Source organism: Cupriavidus sp. C1SS-2L (assembly GCF_057073735.1).
In genome coordinates, this window is sequence record NZ_CP172709.1 from 1,943,542 (window position 1) to 1,966,769 (window position 23,228).

Genomic DNA, 23,228 nt, shown 5'->3' on the forward strand with positions numbered 1-23,228 from the left:
GCGCCCGGAGGCGCCTGCATCGTGTTCTTCTTTCTAGATTTGGAGAGGGGCGACTAGCGCGTGCGGCTATGCGGCCACGGGCTGCGGCGGCGTGGCGCCGCGCTGGCTCGTGATGCGGCCGTAGGCCTCGGGGCGGCGGTGCCGGTCGAAGTTGAAGGTCGTGCTCTTGTACGACTGGCACAGGTCCAGGTCGCAGCGGGCGATTGCCAGTTCATCGCCCTTGGTCGAGCAAGCCGCGACGATCTCGCCGGACGGCGCGATGATGCTGGTGCCGCCGATCATCTCGCAGCCTTCTTCCTTGCCGGCCTTTGCCACGCCGACCACCCATGTGCCGTTCTGGTACGCGCCGGCTTGCATGACCAGGTGGTTGTGGAACATCGACAGGTCGTCGTGCTCGGGCGCCGGCGGGTTGTGAACCGGTGTGTTGTAGCCGAGCAGGATCATTTCCGCGCCTTGCAGGCCCATCACGCGATAGGTCTCGGACCAGCGGCGGTCGTTGCACAGCGCCATGCCCATCACGCCGCCGAAGGCCTGCCAGACGCCGAAGTCGTCGCCGGGCTCGAAGTAGCGCTTTTCCAGGTGCTGGAAGGCGCGCCACGGTTCGTGCTGGTCATGGCCGGGCAGATGCACCTTGCGGTACTTGCCGACGATCTTGCCGTCGCGGCCGACCAGGATCGCGGTGTTGTAGCGGCGCTCGACGCCTTGCTCGACCGCGAGTTCCGCGTAGCCGAGATAGAAGCCGATGCCGAGCCGTGCTGCCGTGTCGAACAGGATGCGGGTTTCCGGGCCGGGCATTTCGCGCTCGTAGAACGCATTCAGTTCCTCGGGATCATCCATGTACCAGCGCGGAAAGAAGGTGGTCAGCGCCAGTTCGGGAAAGACCACCAGATGGCAGCCCATCTCATGGGCGTGGTGCAGGTGGGCCAGCAGGCGGGCGACGACATCGCGGCGCGAATCGCTGCGCTGGATGGGGCCGAGCTGCGCTGCGGCGACGTGGACAAAGCGGGACATGGTGGGTTGTCTCCTGTTATGCGGTGAATGTCAGGTGGCCAGTTCGAGCATCAGGTCGAGCAGCACGTCGGCGCCCGCCTGGATGTCGTGGTCGTGGGTCAGTTCGGCGACGTTGTGCGAGAGGCCAGCCGCGCTCGGCACGAAGACCATGCCGGCGGGGCACATGCGGGCAAGGATCTGGGCGTCATGCCCGGCGCCGCTCGGCATGCGCCGCACGCTGTGGCCGTGGCGGCGCGCGATGGATTCGACGCTGGCGACCACGCCTTGGTCGAACGCCACCGGGGCAAAGTCGGCCAGCGTTCGGTGGGACACCTGCACGCCTTCGGCCTTTGCCACGTCCAGCGCGTAAGCGAGCGTGCGCTGTACTGCGTCGGCCAGTACGGTGCCATCGGTATTGCGCAAGTCCACCGTGAACACGGCGCGATTGGGTATCACGTTCACGAGATTCGGGAAGAACTTCACCTGGCCCACGGTCGCGAGCTGCGCGCCACCGAGTTCGCGCGTCAGGTCGCGCACGAAGCATGCGATGCGCGCGGCGACGATGCCCGCGTCGTGGCGCAGCCGCATTGGCGTCGTGCCCGCGTGGTTCGATGTGCCTTCGACGGTGAACTCGGTCCAGTGGATGCCCTGCACGCCGGTGACCGCGCCAATGGTGACGTCTTCGTGCTCCAGCACCGGGCCCTGTTCCACGTGCAGTTCGACAAATGCATGCACACGGTTTTGACCCACCGGCGCGGGTCCGGCATAGCCGATGCGGGCAAGGTTCTCGCCGACCGTGGTGCCGTCGATGCCGCGCGTGTCCAGCGCCTGTTGCAGCGGGAGATCGCCCTGGAAGACGAGGCTGCCCATCATGTCGGGTGCGAAGCGTGCGCCTTCTTCGTTGGTGAAGAAGGCCACCGCTAGCGGGCGGCGCGTGACGATGCCGGCGTCGTCGAGCGCGGCCATCACCTCCAGGCCGGCAAGCACGCCGAGGTTGCCGTCATAGCGCCCGCCGGTACGCACGGTGTCGATGTGCGAGCCAGTCATGACGGGCGGCAGGTCTTCCTGCCCGGCGCGCACGCCGACCACGTTGCCGATGCCGTCAATGCTGACCGACAGGCCGATTTCGCGCATCCACGACACCACGAGATCGCGCCCCATGCGGTCTTCGTCGGTCAGCGCGAGCCGGCAGACACCACCGCCGTCGATGGCGCCGACTTCGGCGAGCGCGGCGATCCGGCGCAGCAGGCGCGGCAGGTCGATCCGTGCGGGTCGCTGGAGAGTGTGATCTGGCTTCACGCCGCTTTCCTCACGTCTTCAGGCAGGCGGCCGACGATGCGCTCGTAGAGGGCCACGTCGGTGGCGCCTTCGCTGCCGAACACCAGGATGCGGCTGTCGGCATTCAGGCCGAGCGCGTCGCGCACTGCAGGGGCGGCCAGCGCGCCGAGACTGCCAGCCAGTCCTGCCACAGCGGATTCGCCTGCGACGACGGGCGCATCACCATAGGGACTGTCGGCGAGCAGACGCACGCAGTCGAGTGCCGATTCGTCGTCGATGGTCAGGAACGCGTGGGCGCCGGGATGCAGGATCTCCCACGCGAGCAGCGAGACCTCGCCGCAGGCGAGGCCAGCCATCACCGTGTCGAGGTCGCCATGGACTGCCACCGGCTTGCCAGCACGTGCGCTCTCGTACAGGCAGGCCGCCTTGTCCGGCTCCACCACGATGAAGCGCGGACGCGCGTTGCCGAGCACTTCCCAGAAGTGCGCCGACACCGCTGCGGCAAGGCCGCCTACGCCGCCCTGAAGGAACACGTGGGTCGGAAGCTCGCCCTGAGGCATCTGCTGAAGCGCTTCATCGGCCATCACCGCGTAGCCTTGCATGACGTCCTTTGGCACTTCCATATAGCCTTCGTAGGAAGTGTCGGACACCACGAAGCGGCCGAGCCGTGCCGCGTCTTCCGCCGCCTGGCGCACGGAATCGTCGTAGTTTCCGGCGGTGCGGATCACCTGCGCGCCGTATTGTTCGATGGCCGTCTTGCGGCCCTCGCTGACCGTGGCGTGGATATAGATCACGCACTGGCAGCCAAAGCGCTGCGCGCCCCAGGCGACCGAGCGGCCGTGGTTGCCGTCGGTCGCGCACGTCACGGTGATGTCGCGCACCACGTCGGCGTAGCGGCCCGCGAGCATGTCATCGACCGATACGTTGCTGACGCCGAGCCGGCTTTCGATCTCGCGCAACAGCAGGCGGCTGACCGCGTAGGCGCCCCCGAGTGCCTTGAAGCTGCCCAGCCCGAAGCGGCCGCCTTCGTCCTTGTAGAGGATGCTGGCAACGCCGGCGGCGCGTGCCAGGCCGTCGAGCGCAACCAGCGGCGTCGGCGTATAGCCGGGCCAGCGGCGGATCTGCGTGGCTGCGCGGGCAAAGGCTTCGCCGCCGAGTACGGCTCGCTGGCGGGTGCCGTATGGCGCGCCGGGCGTGGCCGCCGGGTTCAGCGCGCACTGCAGCTTCAGGTTGGGGAGCGGGTGGTTCAAGACAGTCTCCTTGATCAGGTTTCGTTCACTAGCGATGAAGGTCGCCGTAGTGGTCGTGTAACGACTCGATTTCTTCGAGCCGCTCGCGCGCCGTGTCGCCAAGGACCAGCGCTAGGTTCGTACAAAGGTGGTTGATCAGGCTGACGGCGGCGACATAGGAGTCGAACACCGCCGCGCCGTGGTTGACGCAGCGAAGTACCACGTCGGAGCGCGCCGGCAGGTCCGTCGCGCTCGGATCGGTCAGGATCACGACCTTGGCGCCGACGCGGTTGGCATGGGCGACCATCGGCCACAGCAGCGTCACGCGGCGGCGGAAGTCCATGACCAGCAGCACGTCGCCGGCGCCGAGGTCGGCCAGGTCTTCGGCCAGGTTCAGGCCGGCGCCCGGCACCAATGTCACGCCCGGCCGCAGTTGCGTCAGCAGCGCCCACGCGTATTGCGCGAGCACGCGGCCGTTGCGGAAGCCCGCGATGAACACGCGCTTCGTGTCGGCAAACAGAGCAACAGCACGTTCCACGTCGGCCGGGTTCAGCCTGTCGAAGGTCTGCGCCAGGTTCTGCAAATCGTTGGCGAGGTGGCGCGCCAGCGGCGTCTGGTTCTCGGTGGGTGCCTGGACGCCAGCCAGTTCATACAGCGGCGAGCCGCGGTCTGCTTCGTCGCGCACCAGCGCCCGGACCTCATTGAAGTTCTCATAGCCGAGCCGGCGGAAGAAGCGGCCGGCCGTCGCTTTGGAAACGCCAGCTTTCTGCGCGAGCTCGGTCGCCGAGTAAGCGGCCAGGTTGCCGATGCACTCCAGGGTGACGGCAGCCAGGCGGCGCTCGCTTTCGGTGAGCTGGTCGTTCAGGGCGAGGATCTTGTCTTGCAACGATGCGGTCATGATTGGATCCGAATGAAACTTCGGTTTCAGAAATATAGGTGAATGAAACTTTGGTGTCAAACATTGAGGAGAATGAAACCAAAGTTTCATCATATGCGCTTTTGTCCACGCGACGCAGGAGCGCGGCTTTTGGAGACACTTCCTCGGCCGTATCGAGCATCCGGGTTGCGCTCTCAATCTCCTTCGATTACATTAACCAAAACGTTTTGGCTAATAAAAAACGTGCGGATTGACGCCAACAGCGCACAGACGCAGGGCCCCTCCGCGAGGTCACCGGTGCAACGACTGACCCACCAATCGAGGAGCAACGACATGTCCCAACCCGCCCCCGCCCCGGTGGATGAACGCCTGCCATGGCGGCAGCTGTTCGTCTTCGGCCTCCAGCACGTGCTGGTCATGGCGGCATCGCCCATTGCGGCGGTGTTCCTGATGAGCAAGGCCCTGAATCTTCCGTCCGCGCTGTCGGTGCAGTTGTTGAGCGCGACTTTCGTGGTCTGCGGGCTTGGCACGTTGCTGCAGTCGCTTGGCCGTCGCGGCATTGGTGCGCGGCTGCCATTCGTGATGCTTCCTGGCGGCGCACCCATCGTGCTGTTCATCCTGATCGCCCAGCAGACCAGCGTGCAGACCGCGGCCGGGGCGGTAATCATCACTGGCCTGTTCTACTTCTGTGCGCTGCCGGTGTTCCGGCGCTGCCTGCGCTATTTCCCGCCGGTGGTGGTCGGAACCATGCTGCTGCTGGTGGCGATCAACCTTGCGCAGGTTTCGGGGCGGCTGATTGCCGGACATCCTGCGGCAGGGGCATCGGTCGATCCGATGAACCTGTTGCTGGCCTTCGTGACCATCGCCTGCACCGTGGCGGCGTCTCGGTGGTTCGGCGGCACGCTGGCACGGCTGGCGATCCTGATCGGACTCGTTGGCGGTGCGTTGTCGGCCATGGCGCTCGGCGTATTTCATGCCGGGCAGGTGTCGGCATCGCCGTTGCTGGCCTTGCCAACGCCTTTCCCATTTGGCTGGCCGCAGTTCGATGTCGTGGCCGCCATTCCGCTGGTGGTGTTTGCCGTGATCTCGATGGTCGAGGCCACCGGCCAGACCCTCGCCATCAGCGATGCCGTGGGACGGCCGGTCGACGGCGAGCGCGATGTGCCGCGCACCATCCGCGCCGATGCGCTGGCGTCGCTGCTTGGCGGCGTGTTCGGGACATCGCTGATTATCACCAGCGGGGAGAACATCGGCATCGTGCGCGCCACCGGCGTGCGTTCCCGCTATGTCACCGCGGTATCGGGTCTCATCCTTGTGGCGTTCGGCCTGCTGGTACCGGTGTCGTCACTAATCAGCGCGATCCCGGAAGCGGTGGTCGGCGGCACGGGTCTCGTGGTGTTCTGCATCGTGGGCACCATGGGCATTGACGTGCTGCGCCGTGTCGACCTGCGCGACCACGCCAATATGTATGTGGTGGCCGTGGCGCTCGCGGCCGGACTGCTGCCGATCCTCGTTCCCGGCATCTACGGCGCACTGCCGCCCAACCTGCGCATCCTGCTGGGCAATGGCGTGGCGATGGGCGCCTTCACTGCCGCCTTGCTCAACTTCCTGTTCTTCCACACGGGCGCCAGGCGCGTCGCCGACGTGGCGCCTGTTACGCACTGAAACCGTATCCGGAAATCCGAATGACACATCGATCCGCATTCCAGCCAGCGTGGCCTGGCGATCTGGCGCCGCCCCTGGACCCGGCACGCCTTGCCGAACCCCATATCCTCCAGCCCGAATGGACGCTGTTGCGCCACGGTGCCGTGCGCGATCACGCGGTGGTGGTCGAGGGCGGCCGCTTCACGGCGGTAGGCCCGGTCGACGACGTTGCCGCGCAGTTTCCGTCGCTGAAGCGGCTTTCCCTGCCAGGCATGCTGCTGATGCCCGGCATGATCGACACCCATCACCACCTGACCCAGTCGTTCGGCAAGTCGCTGGTGTTCGGCGAGCCCTCAGAGATTTTCCGTCGCGTATGGGTCCCGCTGGAAGGCAGTCTCAACGCCGAGCATCTCTACCTGTCGTCAAAACTCGCGGCGCTGGAGGCGCTGCGCGGCGGCTTCACGACCGTCGTGGATGCGGGCACGCGCAGCGACGCGGGGCTCGACGCCATTGCGCGGGCCGTGTCCGATGCCGGCGTGCGGTGCGTGCTGGGGCTGATCTGCAACGACCGCCCGGGCGCCGAGACGCTCGATGCCGCTCCCATCCAGCGCCGCGCATCCGAGCATCTTGGCCGCTACGATCACCACGCACTGGTCACGCCATCGCTGGCGATCTCGATTCCCGAAGTCGCCAGCGATGCGATGCTGCATTACGTACATCGCATGTGTGCCGAAGCGGGTCGAATTTTCCAGACGCATGCCAACGAGCACCTGGTCGCGGTGGAGCGTTCGCTCAACGCCTGCGGCCGCCGGCCGATCGAACATCTGGCAGCCGTAGGAGCGCTTGGCCCCGCGGCGCTGCTGGCGCATGCCACGCTGGTCACGCCGCATGAGATCCGCCTGCTGGCCGACACTGGCGCGGCCGTTGCCTACAACCCGGTGGCCAGTGCATGGAAGGGCAATGCCGTGGCACCGGCTGAAACCATGGCCACCTTCGGCGTTCGGCTCGGATTGGGCACCGACGGTACGCGCAGCGACGGCTTCCGTCTGCTCGACTATGCCGAAGCGGCGCAGCGTTTTGCGTTCGGCATCGGCGTGGGCGACTCATCGTGCGGGGCCGGCTGGCGCTGGCTCGACATGGCGACGCATGATGCTGCCGACGTGGCCGGTCTTGGTGCGGTGACCGGCGAGATTGCCGCGGGCAAGCGTGCGGATTTCCTGCTGGTCGATCTCGACGTGCCGGAGCTGACGCCTTCGTGGGACGTGACGTGGGAGCTCGTGCGTCTTGCCAATCGCGACCAGATCCGCGCTGTGTTTGTCGATGGCAAGTTACGGCTGTGGGAAGGATGGCCGCCGGACTGGGATGCACGTGCGCTGATGCGTGATATCCGCGCGATGGCCGCCGACACGATTGCCGGCGCGCCGATCCGCAAACTGCACGACTACGCCGATGCACATCGCGCGCGGCACGCGCAAACGGTGCCGCACGCCGGCACGCCTGGAGCATGACGATGGATCTGACGGTTTTCAGTGTCTGCGCCGCGGTGTTCACCGGTGCGCTGATCCAGGGCGCGACCGGCATGGGTTTTGCGCTGATCGTCGTGCCGGTGCTGGCGCTTGCGGCGCCGGCAATGTTGCCCGGCGCGCTGCTGCTGGCCATGCTGCCGCTCAATGCCTATGTAGCGTGGCGCGAGCGGCATGCGATCGACATGCACGGTGCCGGCTGGATCAGCGCGGGACGCGTCGCTGGCACGTTCGGCGGCCTCTGGGTGCTGGTGGCGATGCCGATGGCGTGGCTCAACATGATCGTAGGCGGAAGCACCATCGCGGCGGCGCTTGTGTCGCTGCTGGCGCCGGCTTTTACACCGGGGCGGCTGACGTTCGCGTCGACCGGGCTGATCACCGGCGTGACGGAAACGGCCACCGGGGTCGGCGGGCCGCCGCTGGCGCTCGCCTACCAGCATGCGCCCGTGGCCACGCTGCGAGCCACGGTGGCGCTGTGCTTCCTGGTGGGCGAAGTCATCTCGCTCGTGGTGCTGGCAGCGAGCGACCGGCTCGGCATGACGCAGATCGTCTATGCGATGGGTCTGGTGCCGGTGCTGGTGGCCGGCATGGTGGCGAGCCACCTCGTCCATCGGCGCATCAACCAGCGCATGCTGCGCGTGGGCGTGCTGGCGTTCGCGCTGGTTTCGGGCGCGGTCGTCCTGCTGCGCGGTTAGGCTGACGATGCGCGCACAATGAGCTCCGGCGCCGGGCCCACCACGGTTTGCCGGCTGCGATCGCCGGACAGGTGCGCAAACAGCAGATCCACGGCCAGCGCGGCGACGCGCTCGAGGTGCAGATTGACGGCGGTGAGCGGCGGGTGCGCGGTACGCGCGCGGATGCCGTCGTAGCGTGTCACGACCTGCACATCGTCCGGCACGCGCTTGCCGGACTTGTTCAGATGCTCCATCGCGCCCACGGCGAAGGCGTCCACGGGCGCGCACAGTGCATCGAGACTGGGCAGCTGTGCCAGCAACTGCGCGCAGGCCTCGGCACCGGCAGCTTCGCCTTGCGCCTCGGGCGCCTTGACCAGTGTGCAGGGCAGCCCGTTCGCTTGCGTGAATTCGCGGTAGACGCGCTCGGTTTCCACATATGATTGCCTCGCAGCGTCGCCGATCATCAGGCCAATCTGCTTACGGCCGTGCGTATGCAAGTGTTCCAGCAGCATGCGCGCGGTGTCTGCCGATTGCAGGTCCACGTAGGGCACCGGGCTGTCGGTAAGCGGTTCGCGGCCGATCGACACGATGCTCACACCGCGCTCGCGCAGGCGTGCGATATGCGGGTCGCCGGCCAGTGGCTCGATCACGATCGCACCATCGATGTCGAGCGTTTCCAGCAAGCCCCCGGCGCCTTCCAGCGGCGGCACCAGCACGACGCCGAGCCCGCGCGCCATGGCGGCTTCCGCGGCAATGGCTGCGACTTCCATCATGAATCCGAGCCGCGACGTGCCGCCTGCCACCGCGAACGGCATCGATGACAGCAGCGCAATGCAGTTCGCGCGGCCGGACTGCAGGCGCTGCGCACGCACGCTGGGCCGGTAGCCGAGTTCTGCCGCGATGCGCTTTACACGCGCCCGCGTGGCGGGATCTACGACGCCACGGTCATTCAGTGAATGCGATACGGTCGTCAGCGACACCCCGGCCGCGCGTGCCACGTCATGAATGGTGATGCGGCGCGGTTTGCCGGTGCGTTCGGATGGAGGGGGGCGGATGGAGTCGGACATGCCATTTCGGGAAGCAGTGCCGGGAGGATACAACAGGGGCAGAATCCCGGCACAGGGCCGCGTGATAACATTCGCGTGCGAATGAAATGACGGCCCTGACCAGATCCGACATGGAACATCGACTCGTCTATCTATTGAATGTCGGCCAGCGCCGCCTGCAACGGTGGTCGCAAGCGCGCACGGCCCTGGGCGGTGCGACGGCAGCCCAGTCGGGGTTGCTGTTTTTCCTGGGCGAGAACGACGGTGCACTGATGAGTGAGGCCGCCGCAGCGCTGGACCTCGGCGCCCCGGGAATGAGCGGCCTTGCCGATCGGTCGGAAAAGGCAGGCCTTGTCGAGCGCCGGCCGGATGAATCCGACCGCCGCATATGGCGCCTGTGGCTGACCGACGAGGGGCGCGCGGCGCGCCGGCGTTCGAAGGCCGGCTTGAAGGATCTGAATGCCCGGCTGACCGAAGGTTTCAGTGAAGCGGAGATCGACGTGGTGGCAAGGTGGCTCACCAGCCTGCAGACGAAGTTCCCCGCTACTGACGAGGGCGAGGTCTAGTCAGTTCACTGGGACTTATTGCTGGGCGATCTTGACGAAGTCCGGCTTGCGCTTCTCGGCGAACGCGGAGAATGCCTCGCGCGCTTCGGCGCTGGCCAGCCGTGCTTCGAATTGGGCGCTTTCGCTGGTCATCTGCGCGACCAGTTTTTCTGCGTCGCGCATGAGTGTCTTCATGGCGCTCAGTGAACCGGCGGGTTTGCTGGCAAGCTTCTCGGCCATTCGCCGCGCGTCTGCACGCAACTCGCCGCTGGCGCTGACCTTGTTGGCAATGCCCCATGCCACGGCGGTTTGCGCATCAAGCGGCTCGCCCAGCGCGAACATCTGGAACGCCCGTGCGTGGCCGATGCGCAGCGGCAGCAGGTAGCTCGAAGCCGCTTCGGGAACCAGCGCGAGGTTGACGAACGGCGTGACCAGTCTGGCATCTTCGCCAAGCACGACGTAGTCGCAATGCAGCAGCATGGTGGTGCCCACGCCCACGGCATTGCCGTGCACCGCGGCCACGACCGGCACGGTCGAATTGGCCAGGGCGCGCAGAAAGCGATGGACATGACGTTCGCTCGGGCCCTTGCCGGCAGCAATCGCCGCGAACTCGCCCAAATCGTTGCCCGCCGTGAAGCTGTCCCCATCAGCCTGCAGCAGCAATACCCGGATATTGCGGTCCTGCTGTGCGCGCTCGATCGTATCGGCGAGTGTGCCGTACATGTCGTTCGTGAGAGCGTTCATCTTGTCCGGGCGGGAAAGCGTAATCGTCTGGATGCCGTGGTCGAGTTCGGTGCGGATTTCGGAAGACATGGTTGTTCTCCAAGGGGATGTGCGATGCCAGGCGGCGTCAAGATTAATTTCGTGTGCGAAGTATATAGATAATTCGCGTGCGAAGTAAACCGGGGCTCGGACGAGAAATCGGGTACGGGCGGCATTGCGGCTTGATCACATTCCATCTCCCCCTTGCACAACCGCGAATACTGTATAAATATACAGTTATCGTAAAAACCTTATTCGCCCCTTCGGCGAGACTCAAACCTCACATGACCGCACCCGCAGCCTCCGCCGCGGAGGCCTTCGCTTTCTCTTCGCTTGCCCAGCAACTTCCACCAACCCGGGAGGAGGCTGTGGCTGCGCTCGAACATCGCTACCCGGGCCTGTGGCGCGCCGGACAGCTTGGCCGCGCGGGCACCCAGCCGGTGTGGCCCGCCGGCTATGCCGAACTGGCGGCCGAACTGCCCAGTGGCGGCTGGCCTGTTGGCGGGGTGACGGAGCTGCTGACCACGCAGGGCGGGGCGGGCGAGTTGCGCCTGCTGCTACCGGCGCTGCGCGCGCTGGCAGCGGCGGGGCGGCGCATCGGGCTGGTGGGGCCGCCTTACCTCCCCAATGCGATGGGGCTGGCCGCGGCGGGTTTGCCGGCGCGGCAGCTTTACTGGGTGCGCGCGGCCGCTGGTGCCGGCAAGAACGCGCAGCAGGCCGATGTGCTGTGGGCGGCCGAGCAGATGCTGCGCAGCCAGGCGTTCGGGGCGGTGCTGGTGTGGCTGCCGGCCGCGCGACCCGAGGCGGTACGCCGCCTGCAGGTGCTGGCGCAGGCCGGCGATGCCGCGGTGTGGGCCATGCGCCCCGCCGCGGCACTGCGCGAGTCGTCGCCGGCGGTGCTGCGGTTGCTGTTGTCGCCGCTGCCGGGCAATGAATTGTCGATCGTCTTTCACAAGCGGCGCGGGCCGGTGCGCGAGGCGCCGCTGCTGCTGCGGCTGGAGGGCATGGACGCCGCCAGGCGCAGCAGTGGCCATGCAGCGCCTGCGCCGGCTGTTTCACCTGTATCTGTTGTCGCGGGAGGTTCCGCCCATGTCGTACTGGATCGCGGTGCATCTGCCGCGCCTGTCGCTGGACGCGCTGCAGCCGAACTGGCCTGAACTGGTTCCGGCAATTTCCTCCCCGGCATCTTCTGCCATCGGCACGCTGCACCACGCGGTGCCAGTGGCGGTGATGGAGCGCGAACGTGTGATTCTCGCCAATACACCGGCCATGGCGCTGGGCGTGCGCTTCGGCATGCGGCGCGGCGGCGTGCAGGCGCTGTCGGCCGAGGTGGTGCAGCTTGAGCGTGACCCGGTCGCAGAGGCTGAATTGCTGCATGCGGCGGCGCTGGCGCTGCTCCGTTTCACGCCGCTGGTGACGCTGGATGAAGACCCGGAAGCAGCCACGCTGATGCTCGACGTCACCGCCAGCCTGCGCCTGTTCGGCGGCTATCGCGCACTGTGCCGCTCGGTACGCCTGTGCGTGCGGCAGCTCGGCACGTTTGCGCAGGTGGGCAGTGGCGTCACGGCCCATGGCGCGGCATGGCTTGCGCGCCAGCCCATGCGGCGCACCCGGCGCGGCATTGTGCGGCCGGCGCGGCGGGCGGTGCAGGGCGAGCGCATGGGCCGGCTGCTGGACCGCTTGCCGGTCGAGGTGCTGCACCTGCTTGCGGATCCGGCGTGGCTCGACGGCATCGGCTGCCGCACGCTGGGCGAGGTGCGGCGCCTGCCGCGCGCGGGCCTGGCGCGCCGGCTGGGCCCCGGATTACTGGCACGGCTGGATCAAGCCTATGGCGATGCGCCGGCCAGCTTCACCTGGTTTGCCGCACCGCCCGCGTTCGCGCAGCGCATGGACCTGCCGGGCCGCATCGAATCGGCCGAAGGCGTGCTGGCCGGCGCGCAGCGGCTGCTGCTGGCGCTGGCCGGCTGGCTGTCGGTGCAGCAGGCCGGCGTCACGCGCTGCGTGCTCGTGCTCGAACATGAGCGCTACCGGCTCGGCGTCGATACCGTGGGCACGCCCGTGACCGTGGGGCTGGCCCAGCCGAGCCGTGATCCCGCGCATTTGTCTCGACTGCTGCGCGAGAAGCTCGACAAGCTCAATTTCCACGCCCCAGTCACGGGTCTGGCGCTGCGCGTGGAGGCCATGGCCGAACACCTGCCGCACAGCGACGCGCTGTTCCCCGAGCCCGGCGGCACGCCGGCCGAGCTGGGGCGCGTGCTCGATACGCTGGTGGCCCGACTGGGCCGCGATAACGTGCTGCAGCCGCAGCCGCTGGCGGATCACCGGCCCGAATGTGCCAACCGCTGGTGTCCGCTCGACGAGGCCACGGGCAAGGCGTCCGGCGCGCCGCTGCCGCCAATGCCCGAGCGCCCGCTGTGGCTGTTGCCGCAGCCGCTGCCCCTGCCGGTACGCAACCATCGCCCGAACCACGGCGGAGCACTGAGCATGCTGACCCGGCCGGAACGCATCGAGGCCGGCTGGTGGGACGGCGCGCTGGCCACGCGCGACTATTTCATCGCCGAGCGCACCGATGGCCTGCGTTGCTGGGTCTACCGCGAACGCCCCGGCCATCCGGGGCGCGACGGGCACGAGGACGACGGCGAATACCGCTGGTTCCTGCATGGGTTGTTTGCATGAACCCGTCTGATTTGTCAGGGCTGTCCGCGTGGCTGCCCACGCTGCCCGACTACGCGGAGCTGCACTGCATCTCCAACTTCACGTTCCTGACCGGCGCGTCGCATCCGGTCGAGCTGATCGAGCGTGCTTTCCAGCTTGGCTATCGTGGCATCGCGCTGACCGACGAGTGCTCGGTGGCCGGCACCGCGCGCGCGCACGATGCCATCAAGACCTTGCGCCAGCGCCTGACGGATGCGGTGAAACGCTGCGAGGCGGATGCCACCGAGGCGCAGGACGAGGGCGAACTCAATGTGCTGAAGGCCCATGCCGCGGCTGCCGATGCCTTCAGGCTGCTCATCGGCAGCCGCTTCAGCCTGACTGTGCAGGGCGTGGAGGAGCGGCCGCCGCTGCGGCTGATCCTGATCGCGCAGCACCGTGAAGGCTTCGGCAACCTGTGCGAGCTGATCACGCTGGGCCGCATGCGTGCGCAGAAGGGCAGTTACCAGTTGCATCCCGAAGACCTGTCTGCGCCCGAGGAAGAGCAGAAGCACTTGCGCGGCATGCCGGGTTGCCTGGCGTTGCTGGTGCCCGATTACTGTCCCGATCCGGCGCAGTTGCTGGAACAGGCGCAGTGGTGCCGCGAGGCCTTCGGCGAACGCGCATGGATCGCGCTCGAGCAGTTGCAGGGCCACGCCGATGCGCTGCACCGCGCTCGGCTCGAAAGCGTATCGGCGCAGGCCGGCGTGCCGCTGGTGGCGGCGGGCGCGGTGACCATGCACGTGCGCTCGCGCAAGCCGTTGTCCGATGTGCTGACCGCGATCCGGCTCGGCAAGCCGCTGCCCGAATGCGGCATGGCGCTGGCGCCCAATGCCGAGCAGCACCTGCGCATGCGCCAGGTACTGTCGCGCCTGTATCCGCGCGAGGCGCTGGCGCAGACCTTGAAGATTGCCGGGCTGTGCGATTTCTCGCTCGATACGCTGCGCTACGAGTATCCCGAGGAGCTTGTGCCGAAAGGCGAGACGCCGATCAGCTACCTGCGCAAGGAAGTGGAGGCAGGCAAGCGCATGCGTTTTCCCCACGGGCTGAAGCCGGAATGGGAGAAGCAGCTCGAAGGCGAACTGGAACTGATCGAGGAAAAGCAGTACGAGCATTTTTTCCTGACCGTGCACGACATCGTGCGCTTTGCACGCCAGGAAGGCATCCTGTGCCAGGGCCGTGGCTCCGCGGCCAATTCGCTGGTCTGCTACTGCCTCTACGTCACCGAAGTCAGTCCCGAGCAGGCCAACCTGCTGTTCGGGCGCTTCCTCTCGCGCGAGCGTGACGAGCCCCCCGATATCGATGTCGACTTCGAACACCAGCGGCGCGAGGAAGTCATCCAGTACATCTACCGCAAGTACGGCCGCGACCGTACCGCGCTGGCCGCCTCGCTGATCACCTACCGCTCGCGCAGCGCGCTGCGTGACGTGGGCCGCGCGCTGGGCATCGACGCCAGCGTGGTGGAGCAGGTGGTGAAGGGGCAGGCGTGGTGGGAGAGCGGGCAGGGCTTCCTGGACCGTATCGGCCGCTACGGGCTCGACCGCGAATCGCCGGCGGTGCAGCAGTGGGCCAGCCTGACGACGCAGTTGCATGGCTTTCCGCGCCACCTCTCGCAGCACGTGGGCGGCTTCGTGATGGCGCGCGGCAAGCTGTCGCGGCTGGTGCCGATCGAAAACGCGGCCATGGCCGACCGCAGCGTGATCCAGTGGGACAAGGACGATCTGGAATCGCTGGGCCTGCTCAAAGTCGACGTGCTGGCGCTCGGGATGCTGTCGGCCATCCGCCGAGCGCTCGCGATGATCCCGAATCCGGACGAGAGTCTGGCCGAGGCCGGCGTGCCGGCGCGCATGGAAGACGTCCCGAAGGAGGACAAGGCAACCTACGCGATGATCTGCCGCGCAGACACTATCGGCGTGTTCCAGATCGAATCGCGCGCGCAGCAGTCGATGCTGCCGCGCCTGCAGCCGCGCGTCTATTACGACCTCGTGGTAGAGGTGGCCATCGTGCGGCCGGGGCCGATCCAGGGCGGCATGGTCCACCCGTACCTGAAGCGGCGCGAAGCGTTCCGGCGCACCGGCAAGCCGCCGGTCTATTTCAACGACGTGATCAAAAAGGTGTTGGGCCGCACGCTCGGCGTGCCCATTTTCCAGGAACAGGTCATGCAGCTTGCCATCGACGCGGCCGGCTTCACGGCGGGGCAGGCCGACAAGCTGCGCCGCTCGATGGCGGCCTGGCGGCGGCGCGGCGACTTGCGCCAGCATCAGGAAGCGCTGATCCGGGCGCTGACCGAGCGCAAGTATCCGGAATCGTTCGCGCTGGCCATCTGCAAGCAGATCGAGGGCTTCGGCGAATATGGCTTCCCCGAAAGCCACGCGGCCAGTTTTGCCAAGCTGGTCTATATCAGCGCCTGGCTCAAGTGCCACCATCCGTCGGCCTTCCTGTGCGCGCTGCTGAACAGCCAGCCGATGGGTTTCTATTCGCCGTCGCAACTCGTGCAGGATGCGCAGCGCCATGGCGTGGTGGTCTTGCCCGTCGATGTCACGGTCAGCAACTGGGACAGCACGCTGGAGCCTGCGCCCGGCCAGACTGGCGCCGGCAAGCCGCCGGTGCGCATGGGGCTGGGCCGCGTCAAGGGCATGCGTGAAGCGGCCGCGTTGCGCATCGAAGCCGCGCGTGCGCAGCGTCCGTTCGACAGCGTGGAAGACCTGGCCTTGCGCGCCAGCCTGGATCGGCACGATATCGACGTGCTGGCGGCCGCCGACGCGCTGGCGGCACTCGCCGGCAACCGGCGCCAGGCGCGCTGGCAGGCCAGCGCCGCCGCGCTGCAGGTCGCGCACCGGGACCTGCTCCACGAAGCGCCGCTCATCGAACGCCAGTTGACGTTGCCGGCACCGCGCCTCGGCGAAGAGGTGGCGGCCGACTACGCCAGCACGGGGCTGTCGCTCAAGTCCCATCCGCTCGCGCTGCTGCGCGCGAAGCTTGAGGCCATGGACTACGCCACCGCCGAACAGCTTTCCCGTTGCCGCAATGGCCGGCGCGTGCGCACCTGCGGCATCGTCACGGTACGCCAGCGGCCGGCCACCGCGAGCGGCACCATCTTCGCGACCATCGAAGATGAAACCGGCACTGTCAACCTGATCTTCTGGCCCGACCTGATCGAGCGGCAACGCAAGGAGGTTCTCGGTGCGACGCTGCTTGGCGTGGTTGGCACCTGGCAACGGCAGGGCGAGGTGCGCCATCTGGTGGCGCAGGAACTGATCGACCTGAGTCCGATGATGGGCCGGCTGATGGTGGGCAGCCGGGATTTTCACTGAAGCTACGGCCACGCGGCATACACGGCTACACTGAAAGACTTCCCCCCGCAAGCCCGTCCAACTTCACTTTGCCCGCCAAGCGCCGCTCCCCGCTCGACATCCTCCTCAACGACATCACCGCCTGCCGTGCCTGCGACCTCCCATACGGACCGCGGCCGGTCGTCCGGGCCGCGCCTACCGCCCGCCTGCTGATTGTGGGCCAGGCGCCCGGCCGGCGCGTGCATGACACCGGCATCCCGTGGAACGATCCGTCCGGAGACCAGCTTCGCGCCTGGCTGCAGATGACGCCCGACGAGTTCTACGACACCAGCCGGATCGCCATCGTGCCGATGGGGTTCTGCTACCCCGGCAAGGGTGCGAGCGGTGACCTGCCGCCGCGAACCGAGTGCGCGCCACTTTGGCATGCGCAGCTGCTTGCCACCATGCCGCATATCCGGCTTACGCTGCTGATCGGCCGCTACGCGCAAGGGTATTACCTCCAAGGGCGGCTCAAGCCGACGCTGACCGACACGGTGGCCGCGTATGCCGATTACCTCCCTCAGTTCCTGCCGCTGCCGCATCCGAGCCCGCGCAACCGCCTGTGGCTGCGCCGCAATCCCTGGTTCGAAGCAGATGTGGTGCCCTTGCTGCGCCAGCAGGTGGCCATGGCGCTAAGCGGTTAATGATTCGCCGGCACCCGTGACCGGTGTAAACCCGCAAACTGGCGCTTTCGGTCTTGTCTCGTAAATTCATAGTGATAAACTTAAATTCATGCACATGAATAGCGGCCGATTCGGCTGTTCGAAGAAATGCCCCAATCCCCTGTCTATTTCGTTTCCACCAAAGACACCCCGGGCTACCACCCCGCCAACCACACCGGCACCCTGAACCGCCGGCTGATCTCCCCCGAAACCGTCGGCGCCCGCCACCTTGAAGTGCTGCACGGCACGATCGAGAAGGGCAAGGGCGCGCTGCCGCATGCGCATCCGGGTATCGAGCAGGTTTGCTATGTGCTTGAAGGCCGCGCCATTGCTGAAGTAGGTGGCCAGAGCAAGGAACTGGGTCCCGGCGATTGCTGCTTCTTCCCGCCGGACACCATGCACGTGTTCACCGTCGTGAGCGACGAGCCGGCCAAGATCCTCGTCATCTATTCCCCGCCTTACGAAGAATCGCCGGAACGTGTCGTGCGGCCCGCATAGCGCGGCCGTACACGCTTCCGATCCCCCGTCAAGACAGCCGGCGCCGCAGACCGGCAATGACACGCTGAAACTGGAGACCAGCATCGTGAAGTTCGCAAAACAGGCTTTGCTCACCGTGGCGGTGGGCTGTGGTGCCATGATGGCCATGATTTCCCCGGCAGGCGCGGCGGATCCGTATCCGACCAAGCCGCTTCGCCTCGTGGTGCCGTTTGCCGCGGGCAGCGGTACCGACGCCGTGGCACGGCTGACGGCCAAGTACCTCGGTGAATCGCTCAAGCAGCCGGTCGTGGTCGACAACCGGCCCGGCGCCAACGGCACCATTGCCGCCGAGTTCGTCGCCAAGGCGCCGGCCGATGGCTATACGCTGTTCATGACGACCAACACCACGCATTCGGCCAATCCGTCGCTGATGAAGCAACTGCGCTATGACCCGGTGAAGGACTTCACGCCGGTCTCGCGCATGGGCAACCTGCCGTTCATGCTGGTGGTCAGCCCGACGCTGCCGGTCAAGACGCTGCCGGAGTTTGTCGCGTATGCCAAGGCGCATCCGGGCATGTCCTATGCGAGCGGCAACAGCACCGGCATCGTGGCCGGCGCGACGATGTCGAAGATGGCGGGGCTCAAGATGCTGCACGTGCCGTACAAGAGCACGCCCCCGGCCATGACCGATGTGATCGGCGGCCAGGTGCAGGTGATGTTCGTCGACTTCGCAGCGGGCATCGCCAACGTCAAGGCCGGCAAGCTGCGCGCGCTGGCCGTGACCACCGCGCAGCGCAGCGCGCTGCTGCCAGACCTGCCGCCACTGGCAAGTGAGCCCGAGTTCAAGGGCTTCGATATCACGTCCTGGAATGGCGTGTTCGCGCCGGCAGGCACGCCCGCGCCGGTGGTCGAGCACCTGAATCACGAGCTGGTCGCCATTGCCTCCAACAAGCAATACGCGCCGCAGTTTCATGCCTTCGGCTTCGAGCCGTTCGGCAGCACGCCGGCCGAGCTGGGCCAGTTTGTCACGGCGGAACTGCAGAAGTGGTCGCGTCTGGTGAAGGATGCGGGAATCCAGCCGGAATAAGAAAGCACAAGGAACACCGATATGAATTTCGATCTCTCCGCCGAACAGCAGTCGATCGTTGAAGCCGTGCAGCAGGTCTGCGGCCAGTTCGACATGGAATACTGGAACAAGCTGGACGTCTCCCACACCTATCCGCACGAGTTCTACAAGACGCTGTGCGAAGGCGGCTGGCTCGGCGTTGCCATGCCGGAACAGTATGGCGGTGCGGGTCTGGGCATCCTGGAAGCAGCCCTCGTTATGCAGACCATCTCGGAGTCCGGCGCGGGCATGAGCGGCGCTTCGGCGGTGCACATGAACGTGTTCGGCCTGAACCCGGTGGTGGTGTTCGGCACCGACGAGCAAAAGGCGCGCTTCCTGCCGCCGCTGATCGCCGGCAAGGAGAAGGCCTGCTTTGGCGTGACCGAGCCCGACGCGGGCCTCGACACCACCAAGCTCAAGACCTTCGCGCGCAAGGTGGAGGGCGGCTATTCGGTGACGGGACGCAAGATCTGGATCTCCACCGCTCAGGTCGCGGACCGCATGCTGCTGCTGGCGCGCACCACGCCGCTCGAATCGGTGAAGAAGCCGACCGAAGGCCTGTCGCTGTTCTATACGAAGGTCGACCGCAGCAAGATCGAAATCCGCGAGATCGACAAGATGGGCCGCTCGGCCGTCGATACCAATATGCTGTTCATCGACGACCTGTTCATCCCCGAGGAAGACCGTATCGGCGAGGAAGGGCGTGGCTTCGAGTACATCCTGCACGGCCTGAACCCCGAGCGCATCCTGATCGCCGCCGAGGCCATTGGCCTGGGCCGCGCGGCGCTGGCCATTGCTACGCAGTATGCAAAGGAGCGCGTGGTGTTCGGCCGGCCTATCGGCATGAACCAGGGCGTGCAGCACCCGCTCGCACAGGCGTGGATGCAGCTTGAAGCGGCCAACCTGATGATGTTGAAGGCTGCCGCGCGCTACGACGCGGGCGAGTCCTGCGGCGCCGAGGCCAACACTGCCAAATACCTCGCAGCCGAAGCTGGCCACAATGCTTGCCAGACTGCCATCCTGACGCTTGGCGGCATGGGCTATTCGCGCGAATACCGCGTGGAGCGGTTGCTGCGCGAGTCGTATATCCCGCGCATCGCGCCGGTGAGCCCGCAGCTCATCATGTGCTTTATCGCCGAGCGCGTGCTGGGCTTGCCGAAGTCGTACTGAGCGAGGGATAGCGATGACGATGCCGAACGCGGGCACAACGCCCAAGGCCACCGGACCGCTCGCGGGCGTGCGCGTGGTCGATATGACCTCGGTCGGTATGGGGCCGTACGCGACGCAGATCCTTGGCGATATGGGCGCCGAGGTGATCAAGGTGGAGGCGCCCGCAGGGGATGTCTTCCGCCACGCCGAACCTGCGCTGCATCCCGGCATGGGCGCCACGTTCCTGAACCTGAACCGCAACAAGCAGTTCATGGTGCTCGACGTGAAGCGCGCGGAAGACCTGGCCCGGCTCAAGGACCTGATCGCGGGCGCGGATGTGTTCATCTCGAACGTGCGGCCGCAATCGCTGCGCAAGCTCGGGCTCGATTATGAATCGCTGCGGACGTCGAATCCGCGGTTGATCTACTGCGGTGCCTACGGCTACTCGGAAACCGGTCCTTACGCCGGCATGCCCGCGTTCGACGACATCATCCAGGCGCGCAGTGGCCTGGCGCAGTTCCAGGGCGCGAACAGCAGCGATGGTCCGCAGTACGTCAACACCATCCTGGCCGACAAGGTCGCCGGCCTGACGGTGGCCTATGCGATTCCGATGGCGCTGTACGAGCGCGAGCGTTCGGGGCAGGGACAGGCCATCGAGGTGCCGATGTTCGAGACGCTGGTGTCGTTCCTCGCCCCGGAACAGCTTGCCGGACACACGTTCGTGCCGGAGCAGGGTGCATGCGGGTATCCGCGCGTGATGTCGCCACACCGCAAGCCCTACCGCACGCTGGACGGCCATATCGCGCTGCTGCCGTACACCACGCCGCAGTGGGCGCGCTTCTTCGCGCTGTCCGGCCACCCGGAGCTGGCGGAGGATCCACGCTATATCGACCCGGCCGCGCGCAGCGCCAATATCAACGAGCTGTACGCAACGCTGGCCGACATCGTCAGCCGCAAGACCACCGCGGAATGGCTCGCGCTGCTGGCCGACGCCGATATCCCGCACAGCGAGGTGCCGGCGCTCGAAGACGTGGTGCAGGACCCGCACCTGCGCGCGACCGGCATGGTGTTCGAGTACGAGCATCCGACCGAGGGACAGCTGCGCGGTATCGGCATCCCGACGCGTTTCTCGCGCACGCCAGGCAATATCCGATCGTGGGCGCAAGGGCTGCCGTCGTCGGACGAGGCTTGAAGACGCGTACAATCCGCGCACGGCAAGGCTGACAGGAACAGGAGATGGCGGAATCCGAGACGGGCGACAAGGCAGGGCAGGCCAGCGTGAAGACGGCGCTGCGCGTGATCGAGATCATGGAGATCTACGCGCGCGAAGGGCGCTCGCTCACACTGACGGAACTCGCGAAGCTGCTCGGCGCGCCGATGTCGAGCTGCCTCGGCCTGATCCGCACGCTCGCATCGCTCGGCTATCTCTACGAGACCGGACGGCGGCAGGGCTACTATCCGACCAGCCGGCTGCTCAATATCGCCCAGCGCATCTCGCGCAACGACCCGCTGCTCGAACGCGTGCAGCCCGTGCTCGAAACCCTGCGCGACGCGACCGGAGAAACCGTGATCTTCGGCAAGCTGCAGGACGACGGGCGCGTGCTGTACCTGGAAGTGCGTGAATCACAGAACCCGGTGCGCTATACCGCGACGCCGGGTGAATTGCGCGACGTGCATATCAATTCGATCGGCCGCGCAATCCTTGGTGCCATGACGGACGCCGCGCGCGATGCCGCGTTGGCGAAGGTCTCGTTCCAACCCCGCACCGGGCGCACCGTGGCCTCACGCGAGGCGCTGGAGCGCGAGATTGCAATGTGGCAGCAGCAGGGCTGGTATCCGAACTTCGGTGAATCATTCCCGGACCTGGGGGCGATTGCTGTGCCTGTTGAAATCGGGGGCGCTGTGTACGGGATGTCGGTGGCCGGGCCGATTCACCGGGTGGAGTCCAGTGTGGACCCCATTGTCGCCGCCTTGCTGCGCGGGCAAGACGCCTTGCGGACATAGCTCTCCGTATTCCTGAATATTCCAGTTGAGAGGCGGTCACCCGCCGCACTTGGTTTGCCGATAATTTCCCGTTGACACCGGAGAATGATCGTTCTACCATTGTTTCTATCGGAGAACGATCGTTCTCCTTGGAGTTGCCACTATGTCCGACGAATCCTCCATCGAAGCCCGACTGCTCGAAGCCACCGAGCAACTTATCTATTCCGGCGGTATCCACGCCACCGGCATGGACGCCATCGTCAAAGCGTCGGGTGTGGCCCGCAAAAGCATCTACCGGCTCTATCCCGCCAAGGAAGCGCTGGTCGCGGCAGCGTTGCTGCACCGCGATGCGCGCTGGATGGCATGGTTCATCCGTTCGACGCCGCCCACGGACGATCCATTTGAGCGCGTGATGTCGATCTTCCCGACGCTGCGGCAATGGTTCGAATCAGAGGGGTTCCACGGCTGCGCCTTCATCAATGCGGCAGGCGAGACGGAAGATCCGGACAGCGAGATCCGCGCCGTGTCGCGGTTCCACAAGCAGCGGTTACTGGACTACCTGAACGAACTCACACAGGCGTGCGGCCTGCCCGATTCGAAGGAAACCGCGCGGCAACTGCTTGTATTGATCGACGGCGCCACTGCCGTCGCGCTGGTCAGCGGCGATGTCAGTGCCGCCGACAGTGCCGGCAGGGCCGCGGCCCTGCTGCTCGAAGCTTCCCGGTCCGCCAACGGGCCATCTTCCTCCCACCACTGAGGTGCTCCCATGTCTTCCAACGCCGAAACCCGTCCGCCACTTCCGCCGTTCACACGCGAATCCGCCATCGAGAAGGTCCGTCTTGCCGAAGATGGCTGGAACACGCGCGATGCCGCGAAGGTGTCTCTTGCCTACAGTCTCGACACGCGCTGGCGCAACCGCGCCGAGTTCGCCAATGGCCGCGACGAGGCGCGCGCGTTCCTGGAGCGCAAGTGGAAGAAGGAACTCGACTACCGGCTCATCAAGGAACTGTGGGCCTTCGGCGGCAATCGCATCGCGGTGCGCTATGCCTATGAATGGCACGATGATTCGGGCAACTGGTTTCGCTCGTATGGCAACGAGAACTGGGAATTCAGTGACGATGGCCTGATGGTTAATCGCTACGCCTGCATCAACGACATGCCCATCAAGGAGTCGGAGCGCAAGTTCCGCTGGCCGCTCGGCCGCCGTCCGGATGATCATCCGGGGCTGTCGGATCTGGGGCTCTGAGGGGGGTTCCTGCTC

Annotated in this window: 21 protein-coding genes; 15 read left to right on the top strand and 6 right to left on the bottom strand. The window is 66.4% G+C overall.

Going from position 1 to position 23,228, the window contains the following annotated elements:
- Positions 1–66: 66 nt before the first annotated feature.
- Genes ACIGJG_RS26615 through ACIGJG_RS26630 form a run of 4 tightly spaced genes read right to left on the bottom strand, consistent with a single transcriptional unit; the run spans position 67 to position 4,395 of the window.
- Complete coding sequence (locus ACIGJG_RS26615) at positions 67–1,011, bottom strand: N-carbamoyl-D-amino-acid hydrolase (RefSeq protein WP_011300651.1); 945 nt, start codon at positions 1,009–1,011, stop codon at positions 67–69.
- A 30-nt stretch (positions 1,012–1,041) separates the two neighbouring features.
- Positions 1,042–2,289, bottom strand: a complete 1,248-nt coding sequence (locus ACIGJG_RS26620) for a M20 family metallo-hydrolase (protein ID WP_483673341.1) — start codon at positions 2,287–2,289, stop codon at positions 1,042–1,044.
- The gene (locus ACIGJG_RS26625) at positions 2,286–3,518 is read right to left on the bottom strand and encodes a diaminopropionate ammonia-lyase (RefSeq protein ID WP_011300649.1); all 1,233 of its coding nucleotides are present in this window, start codon (positions 3,516–3,518) and stop codon (positions 2,286–2,288) included. The genes ACIGJG_RS26620 and ACIGJG_RS26625 overlap by 4 nt, the downstream gene beginning before the upstream one ends.
- 28 nt (positions 3,519–3,546) lie before the next feature.
- Entirely contained in the window at positions 3,547–4,395 is an 849-nt protein-coding gene (locus ACIGJG_RS26630) for a MurR/RpiR family transcriptional regulator (protein WP_041680234.1), read from the bottom strand.
- A 312-nt stretch (positions 4,396–4,707) separates the two neighbouring features.
- Between ACIGJG_RS26630 and ACIGJG_RS26635 the strand changes: the two genes are divergently transcribed.
- The 3 genes from ACIGJG_RS26635 to ACIGJG_RS26645 are packed head-to-tail and all read left to right on the top strand — an operon-like array spanning position 4,708 to position 8,236.
- On the top strand, positions 4,708–6,039 hold the full coding sequence (locus ACIGJG_RS26635; protein ID WP_011300647.1) for a uracil-xanthine permease family protein: 1,332 nt from the start codon (positions 4,708–4,710) through the stop codon (positions 6,037–6,039).
- 20 nt (positions 6,040–6,059) lie between these two features.
- Positions 6,060–7,526 (top strand): amidohydrolase family protein, encoded by a 1,467-nt coding sequence (locus ACIGJG_RS26640; protein ID WP_011300646.1) that lies wholly within the window; start codon positions 6,060–6,062, stop codon positions 7,524–7,526.
- Positions 7,527–7,528: 2 nt separating this feature from the next.
- Positions 7,529–8,236, top strand: a complete 708-nt coding sequence (locus ACIGJG_RS26645; protein ID WP_011300645.1) for a sulfite exporter TauE/SafE family protein — start codon at positions 7,529–7,531, stop codon at positions 8,234–8,236.
- Here the strand turns inward: ACIGJG_RS26645 and ACIGJG_RS26650 are convergent.
- Positions 8,233–9,282: a LacI family DNA-binding transcriptional regulator gene (locus ACIGJG_RS26650; protein ID WP_049796499.1), complete on the bottom strand. Its 1,050-nt coding sequence runs from the start codon at positions 9,280–9,282 to the stop codon at positions 8,233–8,235. The genes ACIGJG_RS26645 and ACIGJG_RS26650 overlap by 4 nt on opposite strands.
- 110 nt (positions 9,283–9,392) lie before the next feature.
- Here ACIGJG_RS26650 and ACIGJG_RS26655 point away from each other — a divergent pair, with 110 nt between their 5' ends.
- A complete protein-coding gene (locus tag ACIGJG_RS26655; protein WP_041680233.1) occupies positions 9,393–9,827 on the top strand; it encodes a MarR family winged helix-turn-helix transcriptional regulator in 435 nt (144 codons plus the stop codon).
- Positions 9,828–9,842: 15 nt separating this feature from the next.
- Here ACIGJG_RS26655 and ACIGJG_RS26660 read toward each other — a convergent pair whose 3' ends face one another.
- Complete coding sequence (locus ACIGJG_RS26660) at positions 9,843–10,619, bottom strand: enoyl-CoA hydratase (RefSeq protein ID WP_140950638.1); 777 nt, start codon at positions 10,617–10,619, stop codon at positions 9,843–9,845.
- Between the two features lie 233 nt (positions 10,620–10,852).
- Here ACIGJG_RS26660 and imuA point away from each other — a divergent pair, with 233 nt between their 5' ends.
- From imuA to ACIGJG_RS26715, 11 genes are all read left to right on the top strand, one after another.
- On the top strand, positions 10,853–11,725 hold the full coding sequence (gene imuA, locus ACIGJG_RS26665; RefSeq protein ID WP_041680232.1) for a translesion DNA synthesis-associated protein ImuA: 873 nt from the start codon (positions 10,853–10,855) through the stop codon (positions 11,723–11,725).
- Positions 11,658–13,244, top strand: coding sequence for a Y-family DNA polymerase (locus ACIGJG_RS26670; protein WP_011300640.1), 1,587 nt, complete (start codon positions 11,658–11,660; stop codon positions 13,242–13,244). Before imuA ends, ACIGJG_RS26670 begins: the two co-directional genes overlap by 68 nt.
- Positions 13,241–16,573: an error-prone DNA polymerase gene (locus ACIGJG_RS26675; protein WP_483673342.1), complete on the top strand. Its 3,333-nt coding sequence runs from the start codon at positions 13,241–13,243 to the stop codon at positions 16,571–16,573. Before ACIGJG_RS26670 ends, ACIGJG_RS26675 begins: the two co-directional genes overlap by 4 nt.
- A gap of 68 nt (positions 16,574–16,641) precedes the next feature.
- Positions 16,642–17,235 (top strand): uracil-DNA glycosylase family protein, encoded by a 594-nt coding sequence (locus tag ACIGJG_RS26680; protein ID WP_011300638.1) that lies wholly within the window; start codon positions 16,642–16,644, stop codon positions 17,233–17,235.
- Positions 17,236–17,361: 126 nt separating this feature from the next.
- Positions 17,362–17,751 carry a cupin domain-containing protein gene (locus ACIGJG_RS26685; protein WP_011300637.1) on the top strand — a complete coding sequence of 130 codons (390 nt, stop codon included), beginning with the start codon at positions 17,362–17,364 and terminating at the stop codon, positions 17,749–17,751.
- 85 nt (positions 17,752–17,836) lie between these two features.
- Positions 17,837–18,817, top strand: a complete 981-nt coding sequence (locus tag ACIGJG_RS26690) for a Bug family tripartite tricarboxylate transporter substrate binding protein (protein WP_011300636.1) — start codon at positions 17,837–17,839, stop codon at positions 18,815–18,817.
- Between the two features lie 21 nt (positions 18,818–18,838).
- Complete coding sequence (locus ACIGJG_RS26695; RefSeq protein WP_011300635.1) at positions 18,839–20,005, top strand: acyl-CoA dehydrogenase family protein; 1,167 nt, start codon at positions 18,839–18,841, stop codon at positions 20,003–20,005.
- A gap of 13 nt (positions 20,006–20,018) precedes the next feature.
- Positions 20,019–21,176 carry a CaiB/BaiF CoA transferase family protein gene (locus tag ACIGJG_RS26700; RefSeq protein ID WP_011300634.1) on the top strand — a complete coding sequence of 386 codons (1,158 nt, stop codon included), beginning with the start codon at positions 20,019–20,021 and terminating at the stop codon, positions 21,174–21,176.
- 44 nt (positions 21,177–21,220) lie between these two features.
- Positions 21,221–21,988: an IclR family transcriptional regulator gene (locus ACIGJG_RS26705; protein ID WP_011300633.1), complete on the top strand. Its 768-nt coding sequence runs from the start codon at positions 21,221–21,223 to the stop codon at positions 21,986–21,988.
- Positions 21,989–22,130: 142 nt separating this feature from the next.
- Complete coding sequence (locus tag ACIGJG_RS26710) at positions 22,131–22,724, top strand: TetR/AcrR family transcriptional regulator (RefSeq protein ID WP_483673343.1); 594 nt, start codon at positions 22,131–22,133, stop codon at positions 22,722–22,724.
- A 9-nt stretch (positions 22,725–22,733) separates the two neighbouring features.
- Entirely contained in the window at positions 22,734–23,213 is a 480-nt protein-coding gene (locus ACIGJG_RS26715) for a nuclear transport factor 2 family protein (RefSeq protein ID WP_140950634.1), read from the top strand.
- Positions 23,214–23,228 lie beyond the last annotated feature (15 nt).

Bases quoted from the DNA above. Each gene is read 5' to 3' on its own strand.
- ACIGJG_RS26640 (WP_011300646.1), top strand. From the start codon at position 6,060: ATGACACATCGATCCGCATTCCAGCCAGCGTGGCCTGGCGATCTGGCG.
- ACIGJG_RS26660 (WP_140950638.1), bottom strand. From the start codon at position 10,619: ATGTCTTCCGAAATCCGCACCGAACTCGACCACGGCATCCAGACGATT.
- ACIGJG_RS26635 (WP_011300647.1), top strand. From the start codon at position 4,708: ATGTCCCAACCCGCCCCCGCCCCGGTGGATGAACGCCTGCCATGGCGG.
- ACIGJG_RS26670 (WP_011300640.1), top strand. From the start codon at position 11,658: ATGTCGTACTGGATCGCGGTGCATCTGCCGCGCCTGTCGCTGGACGCG.
- ACIGJG_RS26700 (WP_011300634.1), top strand. From the start codon at position 20,019: ATGACGATGCCGAACGCGGGCACAACGCCCAAGGCCACCGGACCGCTC.
- ACIGJG_RS26655 (WP_041680233.1), top strand. From the start codon at position 9,393: ATGGAACATCGACTCGTCTATCTATTGAATGTCGGCCAGCGCCGCCTG.
- ACIGJG_RS26650 (WP_049796499.1), bottom strand. From the start codon at position 9,282: ATGTCCGACTCCATCCGCCCCCCTCCATCCGAACGCACCGGCAAACCG.
- ACIGJG_RS26715 (WP_140950634.1), top strand. From the start codon at position 22,734: ATGTCTTCCAACGCCGAAACCCGTCCGCCACTTCCGCCGTTCACACGC.
- ACIGJG_RS26695 (WP_011300635.1), top strand. From the start codon at position 18,839: ATGAATTTCGATCTCTCCGCCGAACAGCAGTCGATCGTTGAAGCCGTG.
- ACIGJG_RS26675 (WP_483673342.1), top strand. From the start codon at position 13,241: ATGAACCCGTCTGATTTGTCAGGGCTGTCCGCGTGGCTGCCCACGCTG.
- imuA (WP_041680232.1), top strand. From the start codon at position 10,853: ATGACCGCACCCGCAGCCTCCGCCGCGGAGGCCTTCGCTTTCTCTTCG.
- ACIGJG_RS26705 (WP_011300633.1), top strand. From the start codon at position 21,221: ATGGCGGAATCCGAGACGGGCGACAAGGCAGGGCAGGCCAGCGTGAAG.
- ACIGJG_RS26645 (WP_011300645.1), top strand. From the start codon at position 7,529: ATGGATCTGACGGTTTTCAGTGTCTGCGCCGCGGTGTTCACCGGTGCG.
- ACIGJG_RS26630 (WP_041680234.1), bottom strand. From the start codon at position 4,395: ATGACCGCATCGTTGCAAGACAAGATCCTCGCCCTGAACGACCAGCTC.
- ACIGJG_RS26685 (WP_011300637.1), top strand. From the start codon at position 17,362: ATGCCCCAATCCCCTGTCTATTTCGTTTCCACCAAAGACACCCCGGGC.
- ACIGJG_RS26615 (WP_011300651.1), bottom strand. From the start codon at position 1,011: ATGTCCCGCTTTGTCCACGTCGCCGCAGCGCAGCTCGGCCCCATCCAG.
- ACIGJG_RS26710 (WP_483673343.1), top strand. From the start codon at position 22,131: ATGTCCGACGAATCCTCCATCGAAGCCCGACTGCTCGAAGCCACCGAG.